This is a genomic window from Erythrobacteraceae bacterium WH01K (assembly GCA_027941995.1).
In the GTDB taxonomy this organism is placed as follows: Bacteria; Pseudomonadota; Alphaproteobacteria; order Sphingomonadales; family Sphingomonadaceae; genus CAJXSN01.
Genome location: CP115966.1, coordinates 1,579,968 through 1,599,047, shown reverse-complemented (window position 1 = coordinate 1,599,047; position 19,080 = coordinate 1,579,968). Strand labels below are relative to the sequence as shown.

Here is a 19,080-nt window from a genome sequence, read left to right as displayed (position 1 = left end):
GGCGGACAGGCCGGATTTACTGGGTAACGAGATCGCGCAGGGTTTGCGTGCGTTCCTGGGTCAGCTGCGTCTTGCATGTGGCGACCAGCAGCGGTTCAAGCGACCCTCCGCGCGCGTAATATCCCTCCACCCGGCACTGCGTATCGCGATAATTCAGCCAGGCTCTCTGCGATTCAAGCAGGGTCTGGAAATAGCCGGGTCGCCCGTCGCGAAATGCCGTGGCATCGCGCCGGCGCATTTCCTCCGCGGTGCGTGTCCACTGCACGTTCAGGGCGCGGTCGGCGCGGTCGAATTCACGGGCAGCGCACCGGTTCATGTCCGTCTGGGTCATCGCGTTGCCGCAATCCAGCGTCGCTGCGCCTTGCAGCAATATCAGGGCCATGATCATCATCGCGCTCTCTCCTCTCCGCGGCTTTCCGCATAGCCGATTAGCGCCGGAAGGTAAGCCCCGATCCCTCTCCGCTCCCTTTCCCCCGGAGGTATGGCGCGAGCGGCGTCTGCCAGCCAACGAAGCGAGGCACCGGGGAGCGCGCCGAGCGGCTGGACATAGATGCCGATCGTGAACAGGATTGCGCCCGTTTCCGGCAGGCGCCGCAGGGTCTGCCGCTCCGAACGGACGAAAAGTGTTCCTCCCGCATTGGCCGGGGTCGCATCGGCAAAGGCGATGTCCGGCGGCTCCGCCACCCAGCGCATCGCCCCTGTTGCAGCGATAAACCAGTTGCTGCGGCCATAGATTGCGCCGGGCTTCAGCCTGTCCATGAACCGGTCGACGCCGGACGCGAGCTGGTCTTCATAGCCATGGATCGGGGCGTGCAGCCCCCGCATTGGTAGCCCCATCTTCTCGCACGGTAGCCAGTCCGAAGGCCAAGCCACGGCAGTCCCGATAAGGCGATAGACCTCCTCGCCTTCCCTGCGGGTCAGCAGGCAAATATCCTCGTGCCTGCTTGCCGCCGCTTCGGCGAGGCCGCCTGTGATACCCAGCATCCCGGCGAGCTCTGCTCCCGGCCGAGCCGCTTCGGAGGTCATTTGTATGCCGCTAGGAAACTCTGCGAATGCGGCGGCACGCGCTGCGCGGTCGGGCCGGGGCTGGAACCAATCGCGTTCGTCGAGCTTCGACAGCCCGATCTTCAGCGCCCCGCCGCTGCGCGCCTTGCCGAGCAACGAGGGGACGTCGAACCCCAGAGCCGGCATCGAACCGCGCGGCGTCCGCGGCATCAGTCGGCGGCCTGCCCCTGCCGATCGCAGCGTAGGGTCAGTCCATATTCCTCCAGCCAGTCCGCCTCCGTCGGCAGCAGATATTGCAGCGCTTCGGGCAGGAGGCCGTGCAGGCTGGTTGCATGGCGCAGGTCTTCGCGGCGGTCGGAGAAGCAGTAGGCCTGTCCCTCCCCCATCGCGGCAAGCGCGCGTTCCATGCCCGTCTCGGTCGCCCCGCCCTCGTCCGCAAGCGAGAGGTAAAGCCTCGGGCGCGGCGAGGCACCGGCCTTTGCGAGGCGCCGGCTCAGGTTTTCCCCATTCCATTGCAGGCTTGGCGAGATCGCGGCGTATCCGTCGAACAGCCCCGGCGCATCCGCCCACGTCTCCATGACGAAATGACCGGCCGCGCTTTCGCCCACGAGGACAGCGGTCCCGTTATGCCGATACCGGCTTTCGATGAGCGGCTTCACCTGCTGCGCGATCCACTGGCGGAACCGGTCGCTTTCACCAGCGCCCGGGTACCGGGCGGCCTCTGCGGCATCCTGTGTCGCAGGCAGCAATTCGCGCTGCCTGTCCTTCGTTTCCAGCCCCACGATGATGGCATCGGCGCTGCGTCCCCACATCGCGTTCCAGCGCGCAATGCCGATCCCCATGGCAATGTCCTGCTCCATGCCGCCATCCAGCATGTAGATGACCGGCCAGGTCCGATCAGGCTCTGCCTCGTAAGCTGGCGGGAGGATCACGTTCACCTGCCGCGCCGCGTCCAGCGCATCGAAGCTGTATGCTTCGCCGATGGTGATCGGCTCGGGAATGGCCTCTACCGGCCCGGGCTGGACCGGAGAGGCGACGGCCAGTGCCGTGGCAGGAAGGATGCCGATCACTCGGCGGGCTCGCTCGCCATGCAGGCAGGGGCAGAGGCGCGCATGGGCTCTTCCTGCACCAGCGGGGTCAGGCCCAGCTTCGCGAACAGCGCCCCGTCGCTGTCATCGCCCGCATTGGGCGCGGTCAGCAGCTTGTCGCCGGTGAAGATCGAGTTCGCACCGGCGAGGAAGCACAGCGCCTGCGTGGCTTCGGACATCGACTCGCGGCCTGCCGAGAGGCGCACCATGCTCATGGGCATACAGATGCGCGCCACCGCCACGGTGCGGACGAATTCGATATCGTCGATCTTGGCGAGCGGCGTATCGGCCAGCATGTCACCCAGAACAGTGCCCTTGACCGGCACCAGCGCGTTGACCGGCACGCTTTCGGGATGGCGTTCGAGCGTGGCGAGCGTGTGGACGAAGCCCACCCGGTCCTCGCGCGTTTCGCCCATGCCCACGATCCCGCCACTGCACACATTGATGCCCGAATCGCGCACGTTCTGCAGCGTGTCGAGCCGGTCCTGGTAATTGCGGGTCGAGATTACGCGCTCGTAATATTCGGGGCCCGTGTCGACATTGTGGTTGTAGTAATCGAGGCCCGCTTCCTTCAGCATATCCGCCTGTTTCGGCGTCAGCATGCCCAGCGTCATGCAGGTCTCCAGCCCCATGTCGCGCACGCCCTTCACGATCTCGACGATAGCGGGCATGTCGCGGTCCTTGGGGTTGCGCCACGCCGCGCCCATGCAGAAGCGCTGACTGCCCGCATCCTTTGCCTGCGCGGCGGATTGCAGAACGCGCTGCACGTCCATCAGCTTGGTCGCCTCGACCCCGCTGTCGGCCTTCACCGACTGCGAGCAATAGCCGCAGTCCTCCGGACACCCGCCGGTCTTGATCGACAGCAGCGTGCAGAGCTGGACCTGCTCGGGCGGATGATATTCACGGTGGACGGTGGCTGCGCGGAAGAGCAGCTCCGTGAAGGGAAGGTCGAAGAGGTCCGCGATTTCGTCGCGGGTCCAGTCGGTGCGGATTTGGGTCAACAGCAATTCCGGTTGTAAGAGTAAGTTAGGGGATGAAGTAGGAATTTAGCTTTTCTTCTGAGAATTTGAGTTCGGGAGCGTTTGTGTCGATCCACTTTATTACGCAGGCCCGTCCATTCTTATCGGCATTAATGATATCGTACACCGCTATTCGGCTATCGACTCCGTCAATGCGGCTCGCGAGCCGGCAGTGCGCAATATCTTGTCTGAACTCACGCATCTGGTCGAAAGTCCCCACCGCGACGCTCTCGATGTTGTAGATGGTGACTTCACCAATCTCGAGAAGCGGCTCGCACACCTCGGGATCACGAATAGGGGCAGTGACGGCGCACTGTGTATTTTGCTGATCGGGTGTTGCCGAAGCGGCCAACGCAAGGATGAGAGAAGCAATCACTCCGCCGCCTCGTCAAGATCCTCACCGGCAGGCGGCATATTATGGCCAAGCAGGCGCAATACATCCGCCGCGCATTCGACCACGTTGCTGCCCGGGCCGTAAATGCCCTGCACCCCGGCATCGCGCAGGAAATCGTAGTCCTTCTGCGGGATCACGCCGCCGGCGATGACCTTGATGTCACCGCGGTCCGCGTCCTTCAATAATCCGATCAGTTCGGGGATCAGCGTCTTGTGGCCCGCCGCAAGGCTGCTCGCGCCGATGGCGTCCACGTCTTCCGCCAAGGCCATGTCGCGGGTTTCCTGCGGCGTCTGGAACAGCGGACCGGATAGCACGTCGAAGCCCATGTCGGCAAAGGCGCTGGCGATCACATTGGCGCCGCGGTCGTGCCCGTCTTGGCCCATCTTGGCGACCATCAGCTTCGGCTTGTGGCCCAGCCGCCGCTCGACCGCCTTCACGCCCTCGACGACCTGTGCGTAGCGATCATCGTCGCCATAGGCTTCGGCGAACACGCCGCGCACCGGGGTGGGCAGCGTGTCGTAGCGTCCGTAGGCATCTTCCATCGCCTGGCTGATCTCGCCGAGAGTCGCATCGTGGCGCGCGGCTTCCACGGCGAGTTCGAGGAGGTTTGCCCCGGGGCCTTCGACAAGCTCAGGCTGAGCGGATGTGGTGTCGTCTCCGGGCCCTAAGTCCGCTCGTGCTGAGCCTGTCGAAGCACCCGCGCGCAACGCCTCCAGCGCCGCCTGGCAAGCGGCCTCGTCGCGGCCTTCGCGCACCGTTTTCAACCGTTCGATCTGGCTCTGGCGCACGGCGTGGTTGTCGATATCGAGGGTGTCGATCTCGTCTTCCTTGTCACGGCGATACTTGTTGACGCCGACGATCACGGTCTCACCCCGGTCGACGCTGGCCTGCTTGGCAGCGGCCGCCTGCTCGATCTGCGCCTTGGGTTTGCCGCTGGCGACATATTCGGTCATGCCGCCCGCCGCCTCGACCTCGTCGAGCATCTTCTTCGCCTCGTCCACCAGCGCGGCAGTGAGGCTTTCGATGTAATAGCTGCCGCCCAGCGGATCGGCGACATTGGTTATGCCGGTCTCTTCCTGGATAACCAGCTGCGTGTTGCGCGCGATGCGGGCGGAGAAGTCGGTCGGCAGCGCAATCGCCTCGTCCAGCGCATTGGTGTGGAGCGACTGCGTGCCGCCCAGCACCGCCGCCATCGCCTCGATCGTGGTGCGGATGACGTTGTTGTAGGGGTCCTGCTCCTGCAAGCTCACACCGCTCGTCTGGCAGTGGGTGCGCAGCATCTTCGACTTGGGGTTCTGCGCGCCCAGCCCTTCCATGACATCGTGCCACAACGCGCGCGCGGCGCGCATCTTGGCGATCTCCATGAAGAAGTTCATGCCGATGCCCCAGAAGAAGGACAGGCGCGGCGCGAAGGCATCGATATCGAGCCCCGCTTCCATCGCGCGCTTGGCGTATTCCTTGCCGTCGGCGATGGTGAAGGCGAGTTCCTGCACCGCGGTCGCCCCGGCTTCGTGCATGTGATAGCCCGAAATCGAAATGCTGTTGAATTTCGGCATGTTGGCCGAGGTATATGCGATGATGTCGGAGACGATCCGCATGCTCGGTTCGGGCGGGTAGATATAGGTGTTGCGGACCATGAACTCCTTGAGGATGTCGTTCTGGATGGTCCCGGCGAGCTTGTCCTGGCTCACCCCCTGCCGCTCTGCCGCGACGATGTAGAAAGCCAGCACGGGGATCACCGCGCCGTTCATCGTCATGCTGACGCTCATGGTGTCGAGCGGGATCTGGTCGAACAGGATCTCCATGTCGCACACAGTGTCGATCGCGACGCCCGCCTTGCCGACATCGCCGACCACGCGCGGATGGTCGCTGTCGTAACCGCGGTGCGTGGCGAGGTCGAAGGCGACCGACAGGCCCTTCTGCCCGGCGGCGAGGTTGCGGCGGTAGAAAGCGTTCGATTCCTCGGCGGTGGAGAAGCCAGCATACTGGCGGATAGTCCACGGACGGCCGGTGTACATCGAGGCATAGGGCCCGCGCGTGAACGGCGCGATACCGGGCACGCCGGGGTCGAGATCCGCCGTATCCTCGCTGGTGTAGAGCGGCTTGACGGCAATGCCTTCGGGCGTGTGCCAGGTAAGGTCGCGGCCCTTCACCTCCTTGTCGGCAAGGGCTTTCCAGTCGTCGTAGGTCGGGGTCTTGTCGGTCATCTCGAAATCTCTCGTCACCCCGGACTCGATCCGGGGTCCAGCTTACCAGAGCGCCGGATTGAAGAAAGCATTGGCCCGGATCAAGTCCGGGCCAACGATGGGGGAGCAATCAATGCCCGTCTTTCGGCGTTTCCATGATCTCGGTCAGCTGGCCCATCATGTCCTTGGGGTGGAGGAAGAAGATCGGCGTGCCGTGCGCGCCGATGCGCGTGGGGCCGAGAATGCGCTTGCCCAGCCCCTCGAACCACTTGCGGGCATCCTCGATATCCTCGACCTCGTAGCAGACATGATGCTGCCCGCCCGCCGGGTTCTTGGCGAGGAAGCCGGTCAGCGTGGAGCCCTCACCCAGCGGCTCGATCAGCTCGATCTGCGTGCCGTTGGTGCCGTCGTGGCCGGGCGTGTCGACGAAGCAGACCTTCACCCCCTGCTCCTCGAGGTCGAACGGCTCATGGCTGATCGTCGCGCCCATGACGTCGCGATAAAAGCGCAGCGATTCCGCAATCGAGGGCGTCGCGATGCCGATATGATTGAGACGGCCGAGTTTCATAGTGCTTTCCAGATCCACCCAAGAGTAATGGCCAGGCCAAACACGGCGAACAAAGCGCCGACGATGGCTAACGCGCGCATGCTTAACAACATGATCGCGAATGATCGGGGATTGTCCCTCAACACAATTCGGGTCCCCAAACCGTTGTCAACGAAACCTTGGGCGCTCCAGCGGGCGCGGGCGAACCAAGCCCACTTCGCAAGTGTAGCAACGCCCAGCGTCCAGAGAGCAGCGCAAGAGGCCCAGACCCATTCCATAGATCAATTACAAAGGAATATTGTCATGCTTCTTCCACGGGTTCTCGAGCTGCTTCGTCCGCAGCTTGCGTAGCCCCAGTGCGATCCGCTTGCGGGTCGAGTGCGGGTAGATCACTTCGTCGATATAGCCGCGCTGTGCGGCCACGAAGGGGTTGGCGAAGCGGTCTTCGTATTCCTTGGTCTTCTCGGCGATCTTGTCGGGATCGTCGCGCTCTGATCGGAAGATGATCTCCACCGCGCCCTTTGCGCCCATCACGGCGATTTCGGCGGTGGGCCAAGCGTAGTTGAGGTCGCCGCGCAGGTGCTTGGACGCCATCACGTCGTATGCGCCGCCATAGGCCTTGCGTGTGATGACGGTGATCTTGGGCACGGTCGCCTCGGCATAGGCGAACAGCAGCTTCGCGCCGTGCTTGATGATGCCGTTGTGCTCCTGCGCGGTGCCGGGAAGGAAGCCGGGCACGTCGACGAAGGTCAGGATCGGGATTTCGAAGGCGTCGCAGAAGCGCACGAAGCGCGCGGCTTTCTTCGACGAATTGATGTCGAGCACGCCGGCGAGGACCATCGGCTGGTTCGCCACCACGCCCACCGTGCGCCCTTCGACCCGGCCGAAGCCGCAGATAATGTTGGCGGCGTGGTTCGGCTGGATTTCGAAGAAGTCGCCCTCGTCCAGAGTCTTACGGATAACCTCGTGCATGTCGTAAGGCTGGTTGGCATTTGCCGGGATCAGCGTGTCGAGACTATGCTCCTCGCGGTCCCAAGCGTCGGCGGTCGGGCGTTCGGGCACCTCCTCGCGATTGCTGAGCGGCAGATAGTCGAAGAAATTGCGCGTTGCGAGCAGCGCCTCGATATCGTTCTCGAAGGCATTGTCGGCGACGCTGGTCTTGGTAGTATGCGTCTTCGCACCGCCCAGTTCCTCCTGCGTCACCTCCTCGTTGGTCACCGTCTTTACCACGTCCGGCCCGGTGACAAACATGTAGGAGCTGTCTTCCACCATGAAGATGAAGTCGGTCATGGCCGGGCTGTACACCGCGCCGCCAGCGCACGGTCCCATGATGACGCTGAGTTGCGGGACGACGCCGCTGGCGAGAACATTGCGCTGGAACACCTCGGCATAGCCGCCGAGCGAGGCGACACCTTCCTGGATGCGCGCGCCGCCGGAATCGTTGAGGCCGATGACCGGCGCGCCGACCTTCATCGCGGTGTCCATGACCTTGCAGATCTTCTCCGCATGGCGTTTCGACAGCGAGCCACCGAACACGGTGAAATCCTGGCTGAAGACATAAACCAGCCGGCCATTGATCGTGCCGCTGCCGGTGACGACACCGTCGCCGGGAATCTTCTGGTCCTGCATCCCGAAATCGGTGCAGTCATGTTCGACATAGGTATCGAGCTCTTCGAAGCTGCCCTCGTCCAGCAGCACGTCGAGCCGCTCGCGCGCGGTCAGCTTGCCCTTCGCATGCTGCGCGTCGATGCGCTTCTGGCCGCCACCCATTTGGGCAGCTTCGCGGCGGCGTTCCATTTCGGCGATGTTGGCGGACATGTGCTCTCCCTGGGGGGGCATGGCGCGCGCCCCGGCGTATTATCGTTTCGCGAAAGGCGTTGCCGGATGCGCGGCGCAGCGTCAATCCGATGCAGGTGCCGCAGGCGATGACGGAGTGGGCGGTGTTGCGGGATGCGGCGGCATGGGCTCGCGCACATGCGGGTATCGCACCATGACGCTTTCCTCCGATTCCGGATTGCCGACGCTTGCTACGGGATGTTTTCCGCAGGCGGCGTAGAGCTCCGCTTTCTGGCTCGGCGTAATCTTCAGGGCATTCGGCCCGGCCCATGTCATCTTCTCCCCGACGCGGGCCACGATCCAGCCTGTCCGCCGGTCCCTCAGCACGAGAAACCCCTCGTCATCGACGTCGAGCCCGGTTTCCGCGAGAAACCATGCAAGCGATTCCGAGCCGTCATATTTGCGCACGAAGAAACAGCCGTCGCGCACGAATACCTTCCCGTGCCACGCCGCCATCTTCTGCATCCCCGTGCGGCCCGATTGCGCCGGCCAGTAACGAATGCGTGACCGCGCCTCGGCAGTCACATCCGGAAAGGAAAGCGCGTCGATGAAGTGGAAAGCGATGTGCCGCGGAACGTCCCAGCCATTCGCTTTCACCCAGGCGTCGAAATCCCGGCGCGACATTCGGGTGTCGAGCAGGCGCGCAAACGCTTCGGAGCCTGCTTCGCTGAAACCGATACCGTCTAGCGCATCGCGCGATTCCAGCCGCTTGATCCACAGATCGCCGATCGATTTCGCATCCGGCGGAGGCTCTCCTGATGGCTCTATGAAAACATTGCGCGCGGCGATTTCCGGCCGTGCCTCGATCAGGCGCGCATAGTCGGGAAGCGGCGGATCAATCTGGGTGGCGAAACCGGCGCCTCCTGCCTCTTCAGTCTCCGGCGCAGGGTCGGTCTCGCTGCCGGTGCCTGGAGAACAGGATGACAGCGCGAGCGCGAGCGCGATGGCGACGGGGGCGAGACGGCGGATCACTTCGGGCAGTTTGTCCGCCCCGCCTGTATCGCCCCTGAACCCTCAGCGCATCAGCACCAGTTCTTCCGCCATGGTCGGATGGATGGCCGTGGTCGCGTCGAAGTCCGCCTTGGTCAGTCCCGCCTTCACCGCAATGGCGGCGGCCTGCATCATTTCCGGCGCTTCGGGCGCGATCATGTGTATGCCCACGATCCGGTCGTCGGCGGCATCGCAGACCATCTTGAACAGGCTGCGCTCGTTGCGTCCGGCCAGCACGTTCTTCATCGGCCGGAAATCGGACTGGTAGACCTTTACACCGCCCAGCGTGTTCTTCGCCTCGCCCTCGGTCATGCCGACAGAGGCGATGGGCGGATGGCTGAACACGGCACTTGGGATGCAGCCATGATCGACCGCATAGGGTTCGCTGTCGCCGAAGACGCTGTCGGCAAAGGCTTGCCCCTCGCGAATGGCGATTGGCGTCAGCTGCACCCGGTCGGTGACGTCGCCGACGGCATAGATGTAATCGATATTGGTCTTGCTGAACTCGTCGACCTTCACCTCGCCATTGTCGCCCAGCTCCACGCCGACGCTATCCAGGCCGAGATCCTTCGTGTTCGGCACGCGGCCCACAGCGAACATGACAAGGTCGACATGCTCTTCCTCGCAATCGCTCAGCTTCACGAAATAGCCGCCGTCGGGGCATTCCTTGATGTATTCGAATACCGTGTTGAACCGGAACTGGATGCCCTTCGTCATCGAGATTTGCAGCAGGCGGTCGCGCACGCTCTCGTCATAGCCGCGCAGGATCTGGTCGCCGCGATTGACGATGGTCACCTTGGTGCCGAATTCGTTGAAGATGCCGGCGAACTCGTTCGCGATGTAGCCGCCGCCGGCAATGATGATCTTCTTCGGCAGCTCATCGAGATGGAAGGCATCGTTGGAGCTGATCGCCAGGTCCGCGCCCTGGCATTCTGGCATTCGGGGATGGGCGCCGGTCGCGATGAGGATATGTTTCGCGGTGACAGTCTTGCCGCTTTCCAGCGTGATTTCATGGTCACCCGTTATCCGGGCGCGTTCCTTGAAGATATCGACCTCGTGGCTTTCGAGCGTGTCGGTATAGGCGCCTTCCAGCCTGTCGACATCGGCCAGCACGTTATCGCGCAGCTTGATCCAGTCGAACTTGGCGTCACCGATTTCCCAGCCGAATTTCTGGCAGTCTTCCAGGTCTTCCGCAAAATGCGCGCCGTAGACCAGCATCTTCTTGGGCACGCAGCCCCGGATCACGCAGGTGCCGCCGACCCGGAATTCCTCGGCAATCGCGACCTTCGCCCCATGCGCGGCAGAAACACGAGAGGCGCGAACCCCGCCGGAGCCCGCGCCTATCGTGAAAAGGTCGTAATCGTAGTCGGCCATGAAAATCTCCTGTTGTCGCCGCGATATGGCGGGACAGCTGTCCCTTGCCAACCATCGGCGCCGCAGGAGTTTCCGCAGAGGCCGGGCAATCAACCCTGGCGGTTGCGGTTTCCGCCCCCGCCGCCACCACCGTTGCCGCCCCCGCTGCGCCGACGACGATTGCGTCCGCCGCCACCACCGGGCCGGCCCTGTCCGCCGCCTTCACCGCTGCCGCCCTGGCCCCGGTTCGGCTTGCCTGCGCGCGAGGGGTGCTTGCGCTTGGGCGCACCGGCGCGCGGTTTGGCCTGAACCCTGCCGCGCTGCTGCTTGGGCGCAGGCTTGGTCGGGCCGACACCTTCCACCACCGCGCGGAAATTTTCCGGCAACGGCAGGCGTTCGAACTCGGCATCGGTGCTCTTGTTGATGTCCTTCAGGTAGGAGCGCTCGTCCTCCGCGCAGAACGCAATCGCGATCCCGTCCTTGCCCGCCCGCGCGGTGCGGCCGATGCGGTGGACATATTGTTCCGGCACATTGGGCAGCTCGTAATTGATCACGTGGCTGACGCCCGGAATATCGATCCCGCGCGCGGCGACATCGGTTGCGACCAGCACGGGTACCTTGGCCGACTTGAAGTCGTTGAGCGCACGCTGGCGCTGCGGCTGGCTCTTGTTGCCGTGGATGGCATTCGCCTCGATATTGGCCTGCGCCAGCTTCTTCACGATCCGGTCGCAGCCGTGCTTCGTGCGGGCGAAGACCAGCACGCGTTCCAGTTCGCCGGGCGTGTCGTACCGCCCTTGCAGGATCATCTGCAGCAGCGCCTGTTTCTCGTCCTGCTGGACCATCAGGAGATACTGCTCGATCCGCTCTGCCGTAGTGGCCGCGGGGGTCACGCTGACATGGACGGGATCGGTCAGGTAATTCTTCGACAATTCCTTGATAGAACCCGGCATGGTGGCGCTGAACAGCAAGGTCTGGCGATCGTCCGGCAGCATCGGCACGATGCGCCGAAGCGCGTGGATGAAGCCGAGGTCCAGCATCTGGTCCGCTTCGTCCAGAACGAGGATTTCCACGCTGCCGAGATTGAACGCCTTCTGGTCGATCAGGTCGAGCAGGCGGCCGGGTGTTGCAACCAGGATGTCGGTCCCGCGGTGCAGCTTGTTCCGGTCCTTGTTGACCGAAGTGCCGCCGACGATCGAGTGCACTTTCAGGCCCGCCATCGCGCCGTAATCCTTCGCGCTGTCGGCAATCTGGCCGGCCAGTTCGCGCGTCGGTGCCAGCACGAGCATCCGGCACGACTTGAACGGCGTGCGGTTGTCCGCCTCGCGCAGATTGTCGATGCTGGGCAGCATGAAGGCCGCGGTCTTGCCGGTGCCCGTCTGGGCGATACCCAGCAGGTCGCGCCCTTCGAGGAGATGGGGAATGGATTGCGCCTGGATCGGCGTGGGGTTGGAATACCCCTTCAGGTCGAGAGCCTGCCGGACAGGCTGCGAAAGACCCAGATCGTTGAACGTGGTCTGGTCGGTTTGGGTTGTCATGTGTGTGTTTCGAACTCGCAAGATATGCGGCGCGCTCTCGGAACGGATTCCGGGCGCGGCGCGGGTGTCAAAACGACCCGCGTGAATAGGGAAGCTTCTAAGAAAAGGACCGAGGCGCTGCCGGGGCGATGGAGCTGTCTCACTCCCGCCGCTTCACGCTGGCGGGCGTCTCGATGACATGCAGATGGATGCTGCGGCGCACAAAGTCAATCGAAAGCGACCGTCCGGCCCATCTCAGGAAAGACCCGATGCCTCCAGCAAGGCCATGGTGCTGGCATCGAACTCCGCTTCCCCGTCTTCGATATCGTTCGCCATCTTCTTGCCCAGCTCGACGCCGAACTGGTCGAAGGGGTTGATGCCCAGCAGCACGGCATTGGCGAAGGTCCGATGCTCGTGGAAGGCGATAAGAGCGCCCAGCGTCGCCGCGTCGAGATAGTCGCACAGCATGGTCGCGCTCGGGCGGTCGCCGGGGAAGGCGCGTGCGGGGTCCTTGCCGTCTGCTGCCATGTTGCCGCCCGCCATCAGCGCGGCACCTTGTGCAAAGCAATTGGTCAGCAGGATGCGGTGATGGGCCGGGTCGAGTTCATCTCCCGGCGCGATGCTGGCGATGAAGTCCACCGGAACCAGATGCGTACCCTGGTGCAGAAGCTGGAAGACCGCATGCTGGGCATCGGTCCCCACCCCGCCCCACGTAATCGGCGATGTCGGGCCATCGACCGGATCGCCCGCGCTCGTCACGCGCTTGCCGTTCGATTCCATCTCCAGTTGCTGGAGGTAGTCGGGAAACAGGCCCAGCCGCTCGTCATAGGCGAAGACGGCGCGGGTCTGGCATCCCCGCACGCGGCTGTAATACTGGTCGGCGAAGGCGGCGCGCAGGCACAGGTTCTCGCGCCCTTCCGCACTGGCGAAATGCGCGTCGACGGCCGCAGCGCCTGCCAGCATAGCCTCGAACTCGTCCCATCCGGCGGCGATGGCGACGGGAAATCCGATGCTGGACCAGAGCGAGTAGCGCCCGCCGACCGTTTCCATGAAGGGCAGCACGCGGGTTTCGTCTACGCCCCATTCGACGGCTTTTTCCGGGTTGGCGGTCAGCGCAACCACCCGGCCGGAAGGATCGTCCACACCGCCATCGCGCAGCCATTTCAGCACGCTTTCGGCATTGGTCATGGTCTCGATCGTGGTGAAGGTTTTGCTGGCTACGGCGACCATCGTCGTCTGGGGATCGCAGGCGGCAAACGCCTCCTCCAGCGCCACGCCGTCGATATTCGAGACGACATGGACGTCGACCAGCGACAGGTCGCGCGTCAGGGCATCGACGGCCAGCGCCGGACCCAGCGCGCTGCCCCCGATGCCCACGTGGATCAGGTGCTTCACCTCGCCCAGGGCGCCCTGGTGTATCGCATCGACCAGCATTTTCATCCGCGCCAGAAGGGCATGGGCCTCTTCCACGCTGGCATCGGCGCCCGTCCCGCGCGGTGCGGTATGCTCGGCCGCGCGGCCTTCGGTCACGTTGATCTTCGCGCCTGTCAGCAGCGCCTCGCGCATGGCGGGAAAATCGCGCGCCCCGGCCAGCGCCTCGAACGCGGTCAGCAATTCGGCGGAGAGATGGGTTTTCGACCAGTCGAACAGGATACCGCCGGCATCCAGCCCCTCCCCCCAGTCGATCCTGCCGGACAAGCTGGCCACCCGGTCGGCGTCGGCAGCGAAAAGGGCCTCAAGCGTAGGCGTTTCCACCTGTTCGATCTGCTGCCATGCCTGCTGGATATCGCTTGCCATCGTGAACGTCTTTCCTCTTGCCGCTTTCTCCTGCTCGCCTAGGGAAGCGGCCAATGGTTGAAAAGGCACAAGACGCGAATACGACTGCGCGGGAAGCGGAAAACGGCAAGTCTGCCGACGGGGAAACCGCGGGCAGTTTCCTGCGCTTCATCCTGCTGGTCGCGCTGGCCGCGCTGGCGTTTCGCAGCTTCGCGTTCTCGCTTTTCAACATTCCGAGCGAAAGCATGCTGCCGCGCCTGATGAACGGCGATTACCTGATCGCCAGCAAGTGGCCCTATGGCTATACCAGCAATTCGCTGCCCTTCGATATTGACCTCATCCCCGGCCGCTGGTTCGCATCCGCGCCCGAGCGCGGGGACATCGTGATATTCAAGCACCCGGTCGACGGCAGCGACTACGTTAAGCGCGCCATCGGCCTGCCCGGCGACGTGGTGGAACTGCAAGGCGGAGAGGTTATCCTGAACGGCGAAATCCTGCCGCTGAATAAGCTCCCGGACCTGAAGGTCGCTGTCTCCGCCAATACCGGCTGTGCATGGGGCGCCTCGCGAGAGGATGACGGCACGGGCCGCGTCTTCTGCAGCTACAAGCGTTTCCGCGAGAGCCTGCCCGGCGGACGCAGTTACGAAGTGCTCGATTTCGGCGCCACGCCGCAGGACGATTACGGCCCGGTCCGCGTGCCTGATGGGGCGATGTTCCTGCTGGGCGACAACCGCGACAATTCGCAGGACAGCCGCTTTACGCCCGAGGCCGGCGGCGGGGTCGGCCTGGTCCCGCAGGCCCTGCTGGTGGGCCGCGCGGAACGCATCGTGTTCTCGACCGATGGCGGCGCGGAATGGCTGCGCCCCGGTTCATGGTTTCCGGCCACGCGCTGGCAGCGTATGGGGGACGGGTTATGAACCAGCTTGCCCCCGAAACCCGTGACTGGCTGACCGCCAACCACTTCACCGTGCAGGACGAGGCGCGCTGGATCGCCGCGCTCACCCACGGCAGCCTTGGCGAGAAGCGCGATTACCAGCGCCTCGAATTCCTTGGCGACCGCGTGCTGGGCCTGACGATCGCCGACTGGCTGTTCGTCCGCAATCCCGGTGCAGAAGGCCAACTGGCCCAGCGCCTGAACGCCCTGGTCAGCAAGGCCAATTGCGCCGCGGTGGCCGCCCAGCTGGGCGCCAGCGACCATATCCGGCTGGGCAAGCAGGCTCGCGAGGACGGCGCGGCGAAAAGCGTAAATGTCCTTGGCGACGTGATGGAATCGCTGCTCGGCGCGAATTTCCTCGACGCCGGATTCGATGCAACGCGCGACCTGATCCGCACGCTTTGGGCCAGCCAGGTGGAAGGCGATACAGGCCGCTCGAAACATCCCAAGAGCGCGCTGCAGGAATGGGCCGCGGGCAGCGGGTATCGGACGCCCGAATACGAACTCGTCGACCGTTCCGGCCCCGACCACTCGCTGCGCTTCACCGTACGTGTGACGGTGCACAAGGTCGGTCAGGCAGAGGCGACGGAAAACAGCAAGCGCGAAGCGGAAACCGCCGCGGCAAAAGCCTTCATGGAGACATACGGTTGAGTAAGAACGACAGCAGCCTATCCGGCACCGGCATCGAGGCCGGGCAAAAATGCGGCATGGTTGCGGTGATCGGCGCGCCCAATGCAGGCAAGTCCACGCTGGTGAACCAGCTCGTCGGGCAAAAGGTCGCGATCACCAGCGCCAAGGCGCAGACGACGCGCGCCCGAATGCTCGGCATTGCGCTGTATCCGGATAAACAGCCCGACACGCAGATGATCCTCGTCGATACGCCGGGCATCTTCGCGCCCAAGCGCAAGCTCGACCGGGCGATGGTGACGGCTGCGTGGGACGGGACGCAAGCCGCGGACGCGGTTCTGCTGCTGGTCGATCCGATCAAGCAACGTCGGCACGAGCTGGAGCCGCTGGTCGAGGCGCTGGCTAAGCGGCCCGAACGCAAGATCCTCGTCCTCAACAAGGTGGACCGCGCAAAGAAGGAGCCGCTGCTGGCGCTGGCGCAGGATTTGGGCGCGAAAGCGGAGTTCGAGGAGGTGTTCTTCGTCTCCGCCCTGACAGGCGACGGCGTGCCGGAAATGAAGGCCGCGCTGGCTGCCCGCATGCCGGAAGCGGAGTGGATGTATCCCGAGGACCAGGTCAGCGACGCGTCAGAACGCCTGCTCGCCACCGAGATTACCCGCGAACAGCTCTACCGCCAGCTGCACGACGAACTGCCCTATGCCAGCGCGGTGCGCCCCGAACGCTATATCGAGCGCGAGGACGGCAGCGTGGAAATCCACCAGCAGGTCGTGATCGCCCGCGAAAGCCAGCGCCCCATCGTGCTCGGCAAGGGCGGTTCCCGCATCAAGGAAATCGGCCAGGCCGCCCGCGAGGAACTCGCCGAAATGCTCGGCCGCAAGGTCCACCTCTTCCTCCACGTGAAGGTCGAGGAGAACTGGGACGAAGACCGCGAAGTGTTCGAGGAAATCGGGCTGGAGTGGAAGGGCTAGCTACCGCTTCTTGGCAATCGCAATCTTCTGCTGCTTGGCGAAGCTCTTGGTCGATTCCTCGCTGCGGTTCAGGGCCTTGGCGATCTGCTTGATGCCCTGTCCCTTACCGGCGAGCAGCTTGAGCTTGCCCGCTTCCTCGCCGGTCCAGGGTTGTTTGTGCCGCTCGAAGCGTTCCTTCGCCATCAGTCTGCCTTGGCCGCCGGTTTTTTGGCGGGGGCCTTTTTCTTGGCAGGGGACTTTTTCGCGGCGGCCGCCTTCTTAGGCGCCGCCTTCTTCTTTGCCGGAGCCTTCTTGCGCCCCTTCTTCTTCGGCGGGCCCTTCGCGGCGCGGGCGTCGATCAGTTCGATCGCCTGTGCCTGCTCCAGGTCCTCCGGCTTCACATCCTTCGGGATCGTCGCGTTGGTCGTGCCGTCGGTAACATACGGCCCGTAGCGGCCCGGCATCACCTTCATCTCGCCGCCGCTGGTCGGGTGTTCGCCCAGCGTCTTGATCGGTTCCGCCTTCCCACGCCCGCCGCCCTTGCGATTGGCCGACTGGGCCAGCAGGTCGACCGCTCGGTTCATGCCGATCTCGAAGATTTCGGCGGTGTTCTGCAGCTTGCCGTACGTACCCTTGTGGCGCACCGCCGGGCCGTAGCGCCATGCGCCCGCCTCGATATCCTCGCCGCTTTCGGGGTGCTGGCCGACAATGCGCGGCAGGCCGAGCATCTTGACCGCCCATTCGAGGTCGAAATCGTCGACATCCTTGGGGATGCTGGCGCGTTTCTTTTCCTCGCCTTCCTCCATTTCGACATAGGGGCCGAAGCGGCCCGACTTGCGGTGGATTTCCGCGCCCGTTTCCGGATGGACGCCCATCAGACCGTCTTCCGCCGGGTCGCTGCCATCCGCGCCCGGCTGGGCGAAGCGGCGGGTGTATTTGCATTCGGGATAATTGTTGCACGCCACGAACGCGCCGAAGCGCCCGCCGCGAAGGTGCAGTTCGCCGCCCTCGCGCCCTTCCTGGTCGCAAAGCGGGCAGTAGCGCGGGTCCTTGCCGTCCTCGCGCGGGGGGAAGAGGAAGTCGGAGAGGTAGCTGTCGAGCACCTCGGTGACCTCGCTCGGCATCTTCTCCATGACCTCGTCGGCCTTGGGCTTGAAGTCGGCCCAGAACTTGGCGAGCAGCTTCTTGTATTCCTCGCGCCCGTCGGACACGACGTCGAGTTCGTCCTCCAGCCCGGCGGTGAAGTCGTAGGCGACATATTGCGGGAAGAAGCGTTCGAGGAATGCTGTAAGGAGCCGGCCCGATTCCTCTGCAAAGAAACGGTTTTTCTCCATCCGCACGTAATTGCGATCGCGCAGGGTCTGGATGGTGCTGGCATAGGTCGACGGACGCCCGATGCCCAGTTCCTCCAGCCGCTTGACCAAAGATGCTTCGGAGAAACGCGGCGGCGGCTGGGTGAAGTGCTGGTTGGCCTCGACCGCCGTCTTTGCCGGCGTATCGCCCTTGCGCATGGCGGGCAGCAGGCCTTCCTGGTCGTCATCGTCCGACTTGTCGTCGAACCCTTCCTGGTAGACCGCGAAGAAGCCGGGGAATTTCACGACCTGCCCCGTCGCGCGCAGCTCGTGCTGGCCGGTCGCATCGCGCATGGTGACGGTGGTGCGTTCCAGCTGCGCGGCCGACATCTGGCTCGCCATCGCGCGCTTGAAGATGAGGTCGTAAAGCTTCGCCTCGTCGCCCGATCCCGCGCTCTTCTTCAGAAAGCTGGTCGGGCGGATCGCCTCGTGCGCCTCCTGAGCATTCTTCGCCTTCGTACTGTAAAAGCGTGGTTTTTCCGGGCGATAATCCTCGCTGAACCGCTCCGCGATAGCATCGCGCGCGGCCATGATGGCCGACATGTCCATCTGCACGCCGTCGGTCCGCATATAGGTGATCGCACCCGCTTCGTAGAGCGACTGGGCACAGCGCATCGTGTGGCTGGCCGAGAAGCCGAGCTTGCGCGCCGCTTCCTGTTGCAGCGTAGAGGTGGTGAACGGCGGCGAGGGATTGCGCTTGAGCGGCTTGGTCTCGATATCCTCGACCGTGAAGCGGCCCTGCTCCACCGCGGTCTTCGCAGCCATGGCGCTGCCCTCATTGCCGAGCGTCAGCTTGTCGAGCTTCTTGCCCTCGAACTTGACCAGCCGCGCATCGAAGGCGGTCCCGTCCTGCTCCATCTTGGCGAGGACGGACCAGTATTCGTCCGGCCTGAAGATCTCGATCTCGTGCTCGCGCTCGCACACCAGCCGCAGCGCGACCGATTGCACCCGGCCCGCCGACTTCGCGCCGGGCAGCTTGCGCCACAGCACTGGGCTCAGCGTGAAGCCGAACAGGTAATCGAGCGCGCGGCGGGCGAGATAGGCATCGATCAGGTCGGTATCGAGCTCGCGGGGGCGCGCCATCGCCTCGGTCACCGCCTTCTTGGTGATGGCGTTGAAGGTGACGCGGTCGACCTTGGTCGGCAACGCCTTTCGCTTCTTCAGGAGCTCCTGGACGTGCCAGCTGATAGCCTCCCCCTCGCGGTCGGGGTCGGTCGCGAGGACCAGCCGGTCGGCATTCTTCGCCGCGTCGCTGATTTCCTTGAAGCGCTTCTGCTTGTCGCGATAGAGTTCCCAGTCCATCGCGAAATCCTCGTCCGGCCGCACGCTGCCATCCTTGGGCGGCAGGTCGCGGACATGACCGTAGGAAGCGAGGACCTTGAAGTCCTTGCCGAGGTAAGACTCGATGGTTTTCGCCTTCGCGGGCGATTCGACGATGACCAGTTGCATGGTGGTGTGGGCAGTCCCTTACGTGTGCGTATGCGTATACGCGCGAAGGTGGGGTCGGGGTGC

Annotated in this window: 17 protein-coding genes; 3 read left to right on the top strand and 14 right to left on the bottom strand. The window is 64.1% G+C overall.

All coding sequences use genetic code 11. The features are described from left to right. Positions 1-16: 16 nt before the first annotated feature. The 12 genes from PF049_07920 to pgi form a co-directional block, all read right to left on the bottom strand. Positions 17-391: a DUF1311 domain-containing protein gene (locus PF049_07920; GenBank protein WBY15545.1), complete on the bottom strand. Its 375-nt coding sequence runs from the start codon at positions 389-391 to the stop codon at positions 17-19. After that, positions 388-1,215: a DUF3445 domain-containing protein gene (locus PF049_07915; protein WBY15544.1), complete on the bottom strand. Its 828-nt coding sequence runs from the start codon at positions 1,213-1,215 to the stop codon at positions 388-390. Before PF049_07915 ends, PF049_07920 begins: the two co-directional genes overlap by 4 nt. After that, positions 1,215-2,075 carry an alpha/beta hydrolase-fold protein gene (locus tag PF049_07910; protein WBY15543.1) on the bottom strand — a complete coding sequence of 287 codons (861 nt, stop codon included), beginning with the start codon at positions 2,073-2,075 and terminating at the stop codon, positions 1,215-1,217. Before PF049_07910 ends, PF049_07915 begins: the two co-directional genes overlap by 1 nt. Then, positions 2,072-3,094, bottom strand: coding sequence for a biotin synthase BioB (bioB, locus tag PF049_07905; protein WBY15542.1), 1,023 nt, complete (start codon positions 3,092-3,094; stop codon positions 2,072-2,074). The genes PF049_07910 and bioB overlap by 4 nt, the downstream gene beginning before the upstream one ends. Before the next feature lie 25 nt (positions 3,095-3,119). Continuing rightward, positions 3,120-3,488: a hypothetical protein gene (locus PF049_07900; protein ID WBY15541.1), complete on the bottom strand. Its 369-nt coding sequence runs from the start codon at positions 3,486-3,488 to the stop codon at positions 3,120-3,122. Next, positions 3,485-5,713: a methylmalonyl-CoA mutase gene (gene scpA, locus PF049_07895; protein ID WBY15540.1), complete on the bottom strand. Its 2,229-nt coding sequence runs from the start codon at positions 5,711-5,713 to the stop codon at positions 3,485-3,487. Before scpA ends, PF049_07900 begins: the two co-directional genes overlap by 4 nt. A 109-nt stretch (positions 5,714-5,822) precedes the next feature. Beyond that, positions 5,823-6,260: a methylmalonyl-CoA epimerase gene (gene mce, locus PF049_07890; protein ID WBY15539.1), complete on the bottom strand. Its 438-nt coding sequence runs from the start codon at positions 6,258-6,260 to the stop codon at positions 5,823-5,825. A 264-nt stretch (positions 6,261-6,524) separates the two neighbouring features. Continuing rightward, entirely contained in the window at positions 6,525-8,057 is a 1,533-nt protein-coding gene (locus PF049_07885) for an acyl-CoA carboxylase subunit beta (GenBank protein WBY15538.1), read from the bottom strand. An 81-nt stretch (positions 8,058-8,138) separates the two neighbouring features. Further along, the gene (locus PF049_07880) at positions 8,139-9,047 is read right to left on the bottom strand and encodes a hypothetical protein (GenBank protein WBY15537.1); all 909 of its coding nucleotides are present in this window, start codon (positions 9,045-9,047) and stop codon (positions 8,139-8,141) included. A gap of 42 nt (positions 9,048-9,089) precedes the next feature. Further along, positions 9,090-10,439 carry a glutathione-disulfide reductase gene (gorA, locus tag PF049_07875; GenBank protein ID WBY15536.1) on the bottom strand — a complete coding sequence of 450 codons (1,350 nt, stop codon included), beginning with the start codon at positions 10,437-10,439 and terminating at the stop codon, positions 9,090-9,092. 89 nt (positions 10,440-10,528) lie between these two features. Beyond that, positions 10,529-11,953, bottom strand: coding sequence for a DEAD/DEAH box helicase (locus PF049_07870; GenBank protein ID WBY15535.1), 1,425 nt, complete (start codon positions 11,951-11,953; stop codon positions 10,529-10,531). Between the two features lie 234 nt (positions 11,954-12,187). Then, a complete protein-coding gene (gene pgi / locus PF049_07865) occupies positions 12,188-13,729 on the bottom strand; it encodes a glucose-6-phosphate isomerase (GenBank protein ID WBY15534.1) in 1,542 nt (513 codons plus the stop codon). A 53-nt stretch (positions 13,730-13,782) separates the two neighbouring features. Here pgi and lepB point away from each other — a divergent pair, with 53 nt between their 5' ends. From lepB to era, 3 genes are read left to right on the top strand one after another with little or no spacing between them, the layout of a single operon-like run. Beyond that, positions 13,783-14,625, top strand: coding sequence for a signal peptidase I (gene lepB, locus PF049_07860; GenBank protein ID WBY15533.1), 843 nt, complete (start codon positions 13,783-13,785; stop codon positions 14,623-14,625). Continuing rightward, the gene (rnc, locus tag PF049_07855) at positions 14,622-15,293 is read left to right on the top strand and encodes a ribonuclease III (GenBank protein WBY15532.1); all 672 of its coding nucleotides are present in this window, start codon (positions 14,622-14,624) and stop codon (positions 15,291-15,293) included. The genes lepB and rnc overlap by 4 nt, the downstream gene beginning before the upstream one ends. A 56-nt stretch (positions 15,294-15,349) precedes the next feature. Then, positions 15,350-16,237 carry a GTPase Era gene (era, locus tag PF049_07850; GenBank protein ID WBY17880.1) on the top strand — a complete coding sequence of 296 codons (888 nt, stop codon included), beginning with the start codon at positions 15,350-15,352 and terminating at the stop codon, positions 16,235-16,237. Here era and PF049_07845 read toward each other — a convergent pair whose 3' ends face one another. Continuing rightward, a complete protein-coding gene (locus PF049_07845; protein ID WBY15531.1) occupies positions 16,238-16,420 on the bottom strand; it encodes a hypothetical protein in 183 nt (60 codons plus the stop codon). Further along, the gene (gene topA, locus PF049_07840) at positions 16,420-19,017 is read right to left on the bottom strand and encodes a type I DNA topoisomerase (GenBank protein WBY15530.1); all 2,598 of its coding nucleotides are present in this window, start codon (positions 19,015-19,017) and stop codon (positions 16,420-16,422) included. The genes PF049_07845 and topA overlap by 1 nt, the downstream gene beginning before the upstream one ends. Positions 19,018-19,080: the final 63 nt, after the last annotated feature.

Bases quoted from the DNA above. Each gene is read 5' to 3' on its own strand.
- PF049_07920 (WBY15545.1), bottom strand. From the start codon at position 391: ATGATGATCATGGCCCTGATATTGCTGCAAGGCGCAGCGACGCTGGAT.
- PF049_07915 (WBY15544.1), bottom strand. From the start codon at position 1,215: ATGCCGCGGACGCCGCGCGGTTCGATGCCGGCTCTGGGGTTCGACGTC.
- scpA (WBY15540.1), bottom strand. From the start codon at position 5,713: ATGACCGACAAGACCCCGACCTACGACGACTGGAAAGCCCTTGCCGAC.
- mce (WBY15539.1), bottom strand. From the start codon at position 6,260: ATGAAACTCGGCCGTCTCAATCATATCGGCATCGCGACGCCCTCGATT.
- PF049_07885 (WBY15538.1), bottom strand. From the start codon at position 8,057: ATGTCCGCCAACATCGCCGAAATGGAACGCCGCCGCGAAGCTGCCCAA.
- gorA (WBY15536.1), bottom strand. From the start codon at position 10,439: ATGGCCGACTACGATTACGACCTTTTCACGATAGGCGCGGGCTCCGGC.
- PF049_07870 (WBY15535.1), bottom strand. From the start codon at position 11,953: ATGACAACCCAAACCGACCAGACCACGTTCAACGATCTGGGTCTTTCG.
- pgi (WBY15534.1), bottom strand. From the start codon at position 13,729: ATGGCAAGCGATATCCAGCAGGCATGGCAGCAGATCGAACAGGTGGAA.
- lepB (WBY15533.1), top strand. From the start codon at position 13,783: ATGGTTGAAAAGGCACAAGACGCGAATACGACTGCGCGGGAAGCGGAA.
- rnc (WBY15532.1), top strand. From the start codon at position 14,622: ATGAACCAGCTTGCCCCCGAAACCCGTGACTGGCTGACCGCCAACCAC.
- era (WBY17880.1), top strand. From the start codon at position 15,350: ATGGTTGCGGTGATCGGCGCGCCCAATGCAGGCAAGTCCACGCTGGTG.
- PF049_07845 (WBY15531.1), bottom strand. From the start codon at position 16,420: ATGGCGAAGGAACGCTTCGAGCGGCACAAACAACCCTGGACCGGCGAG.
- topA (WBY15530.1), bottom strand. From the start codon at position 19,017: ATGCAACTGGTCATCGTCGAATCGCCCGCGAAGGCGAAAACCATCGAG.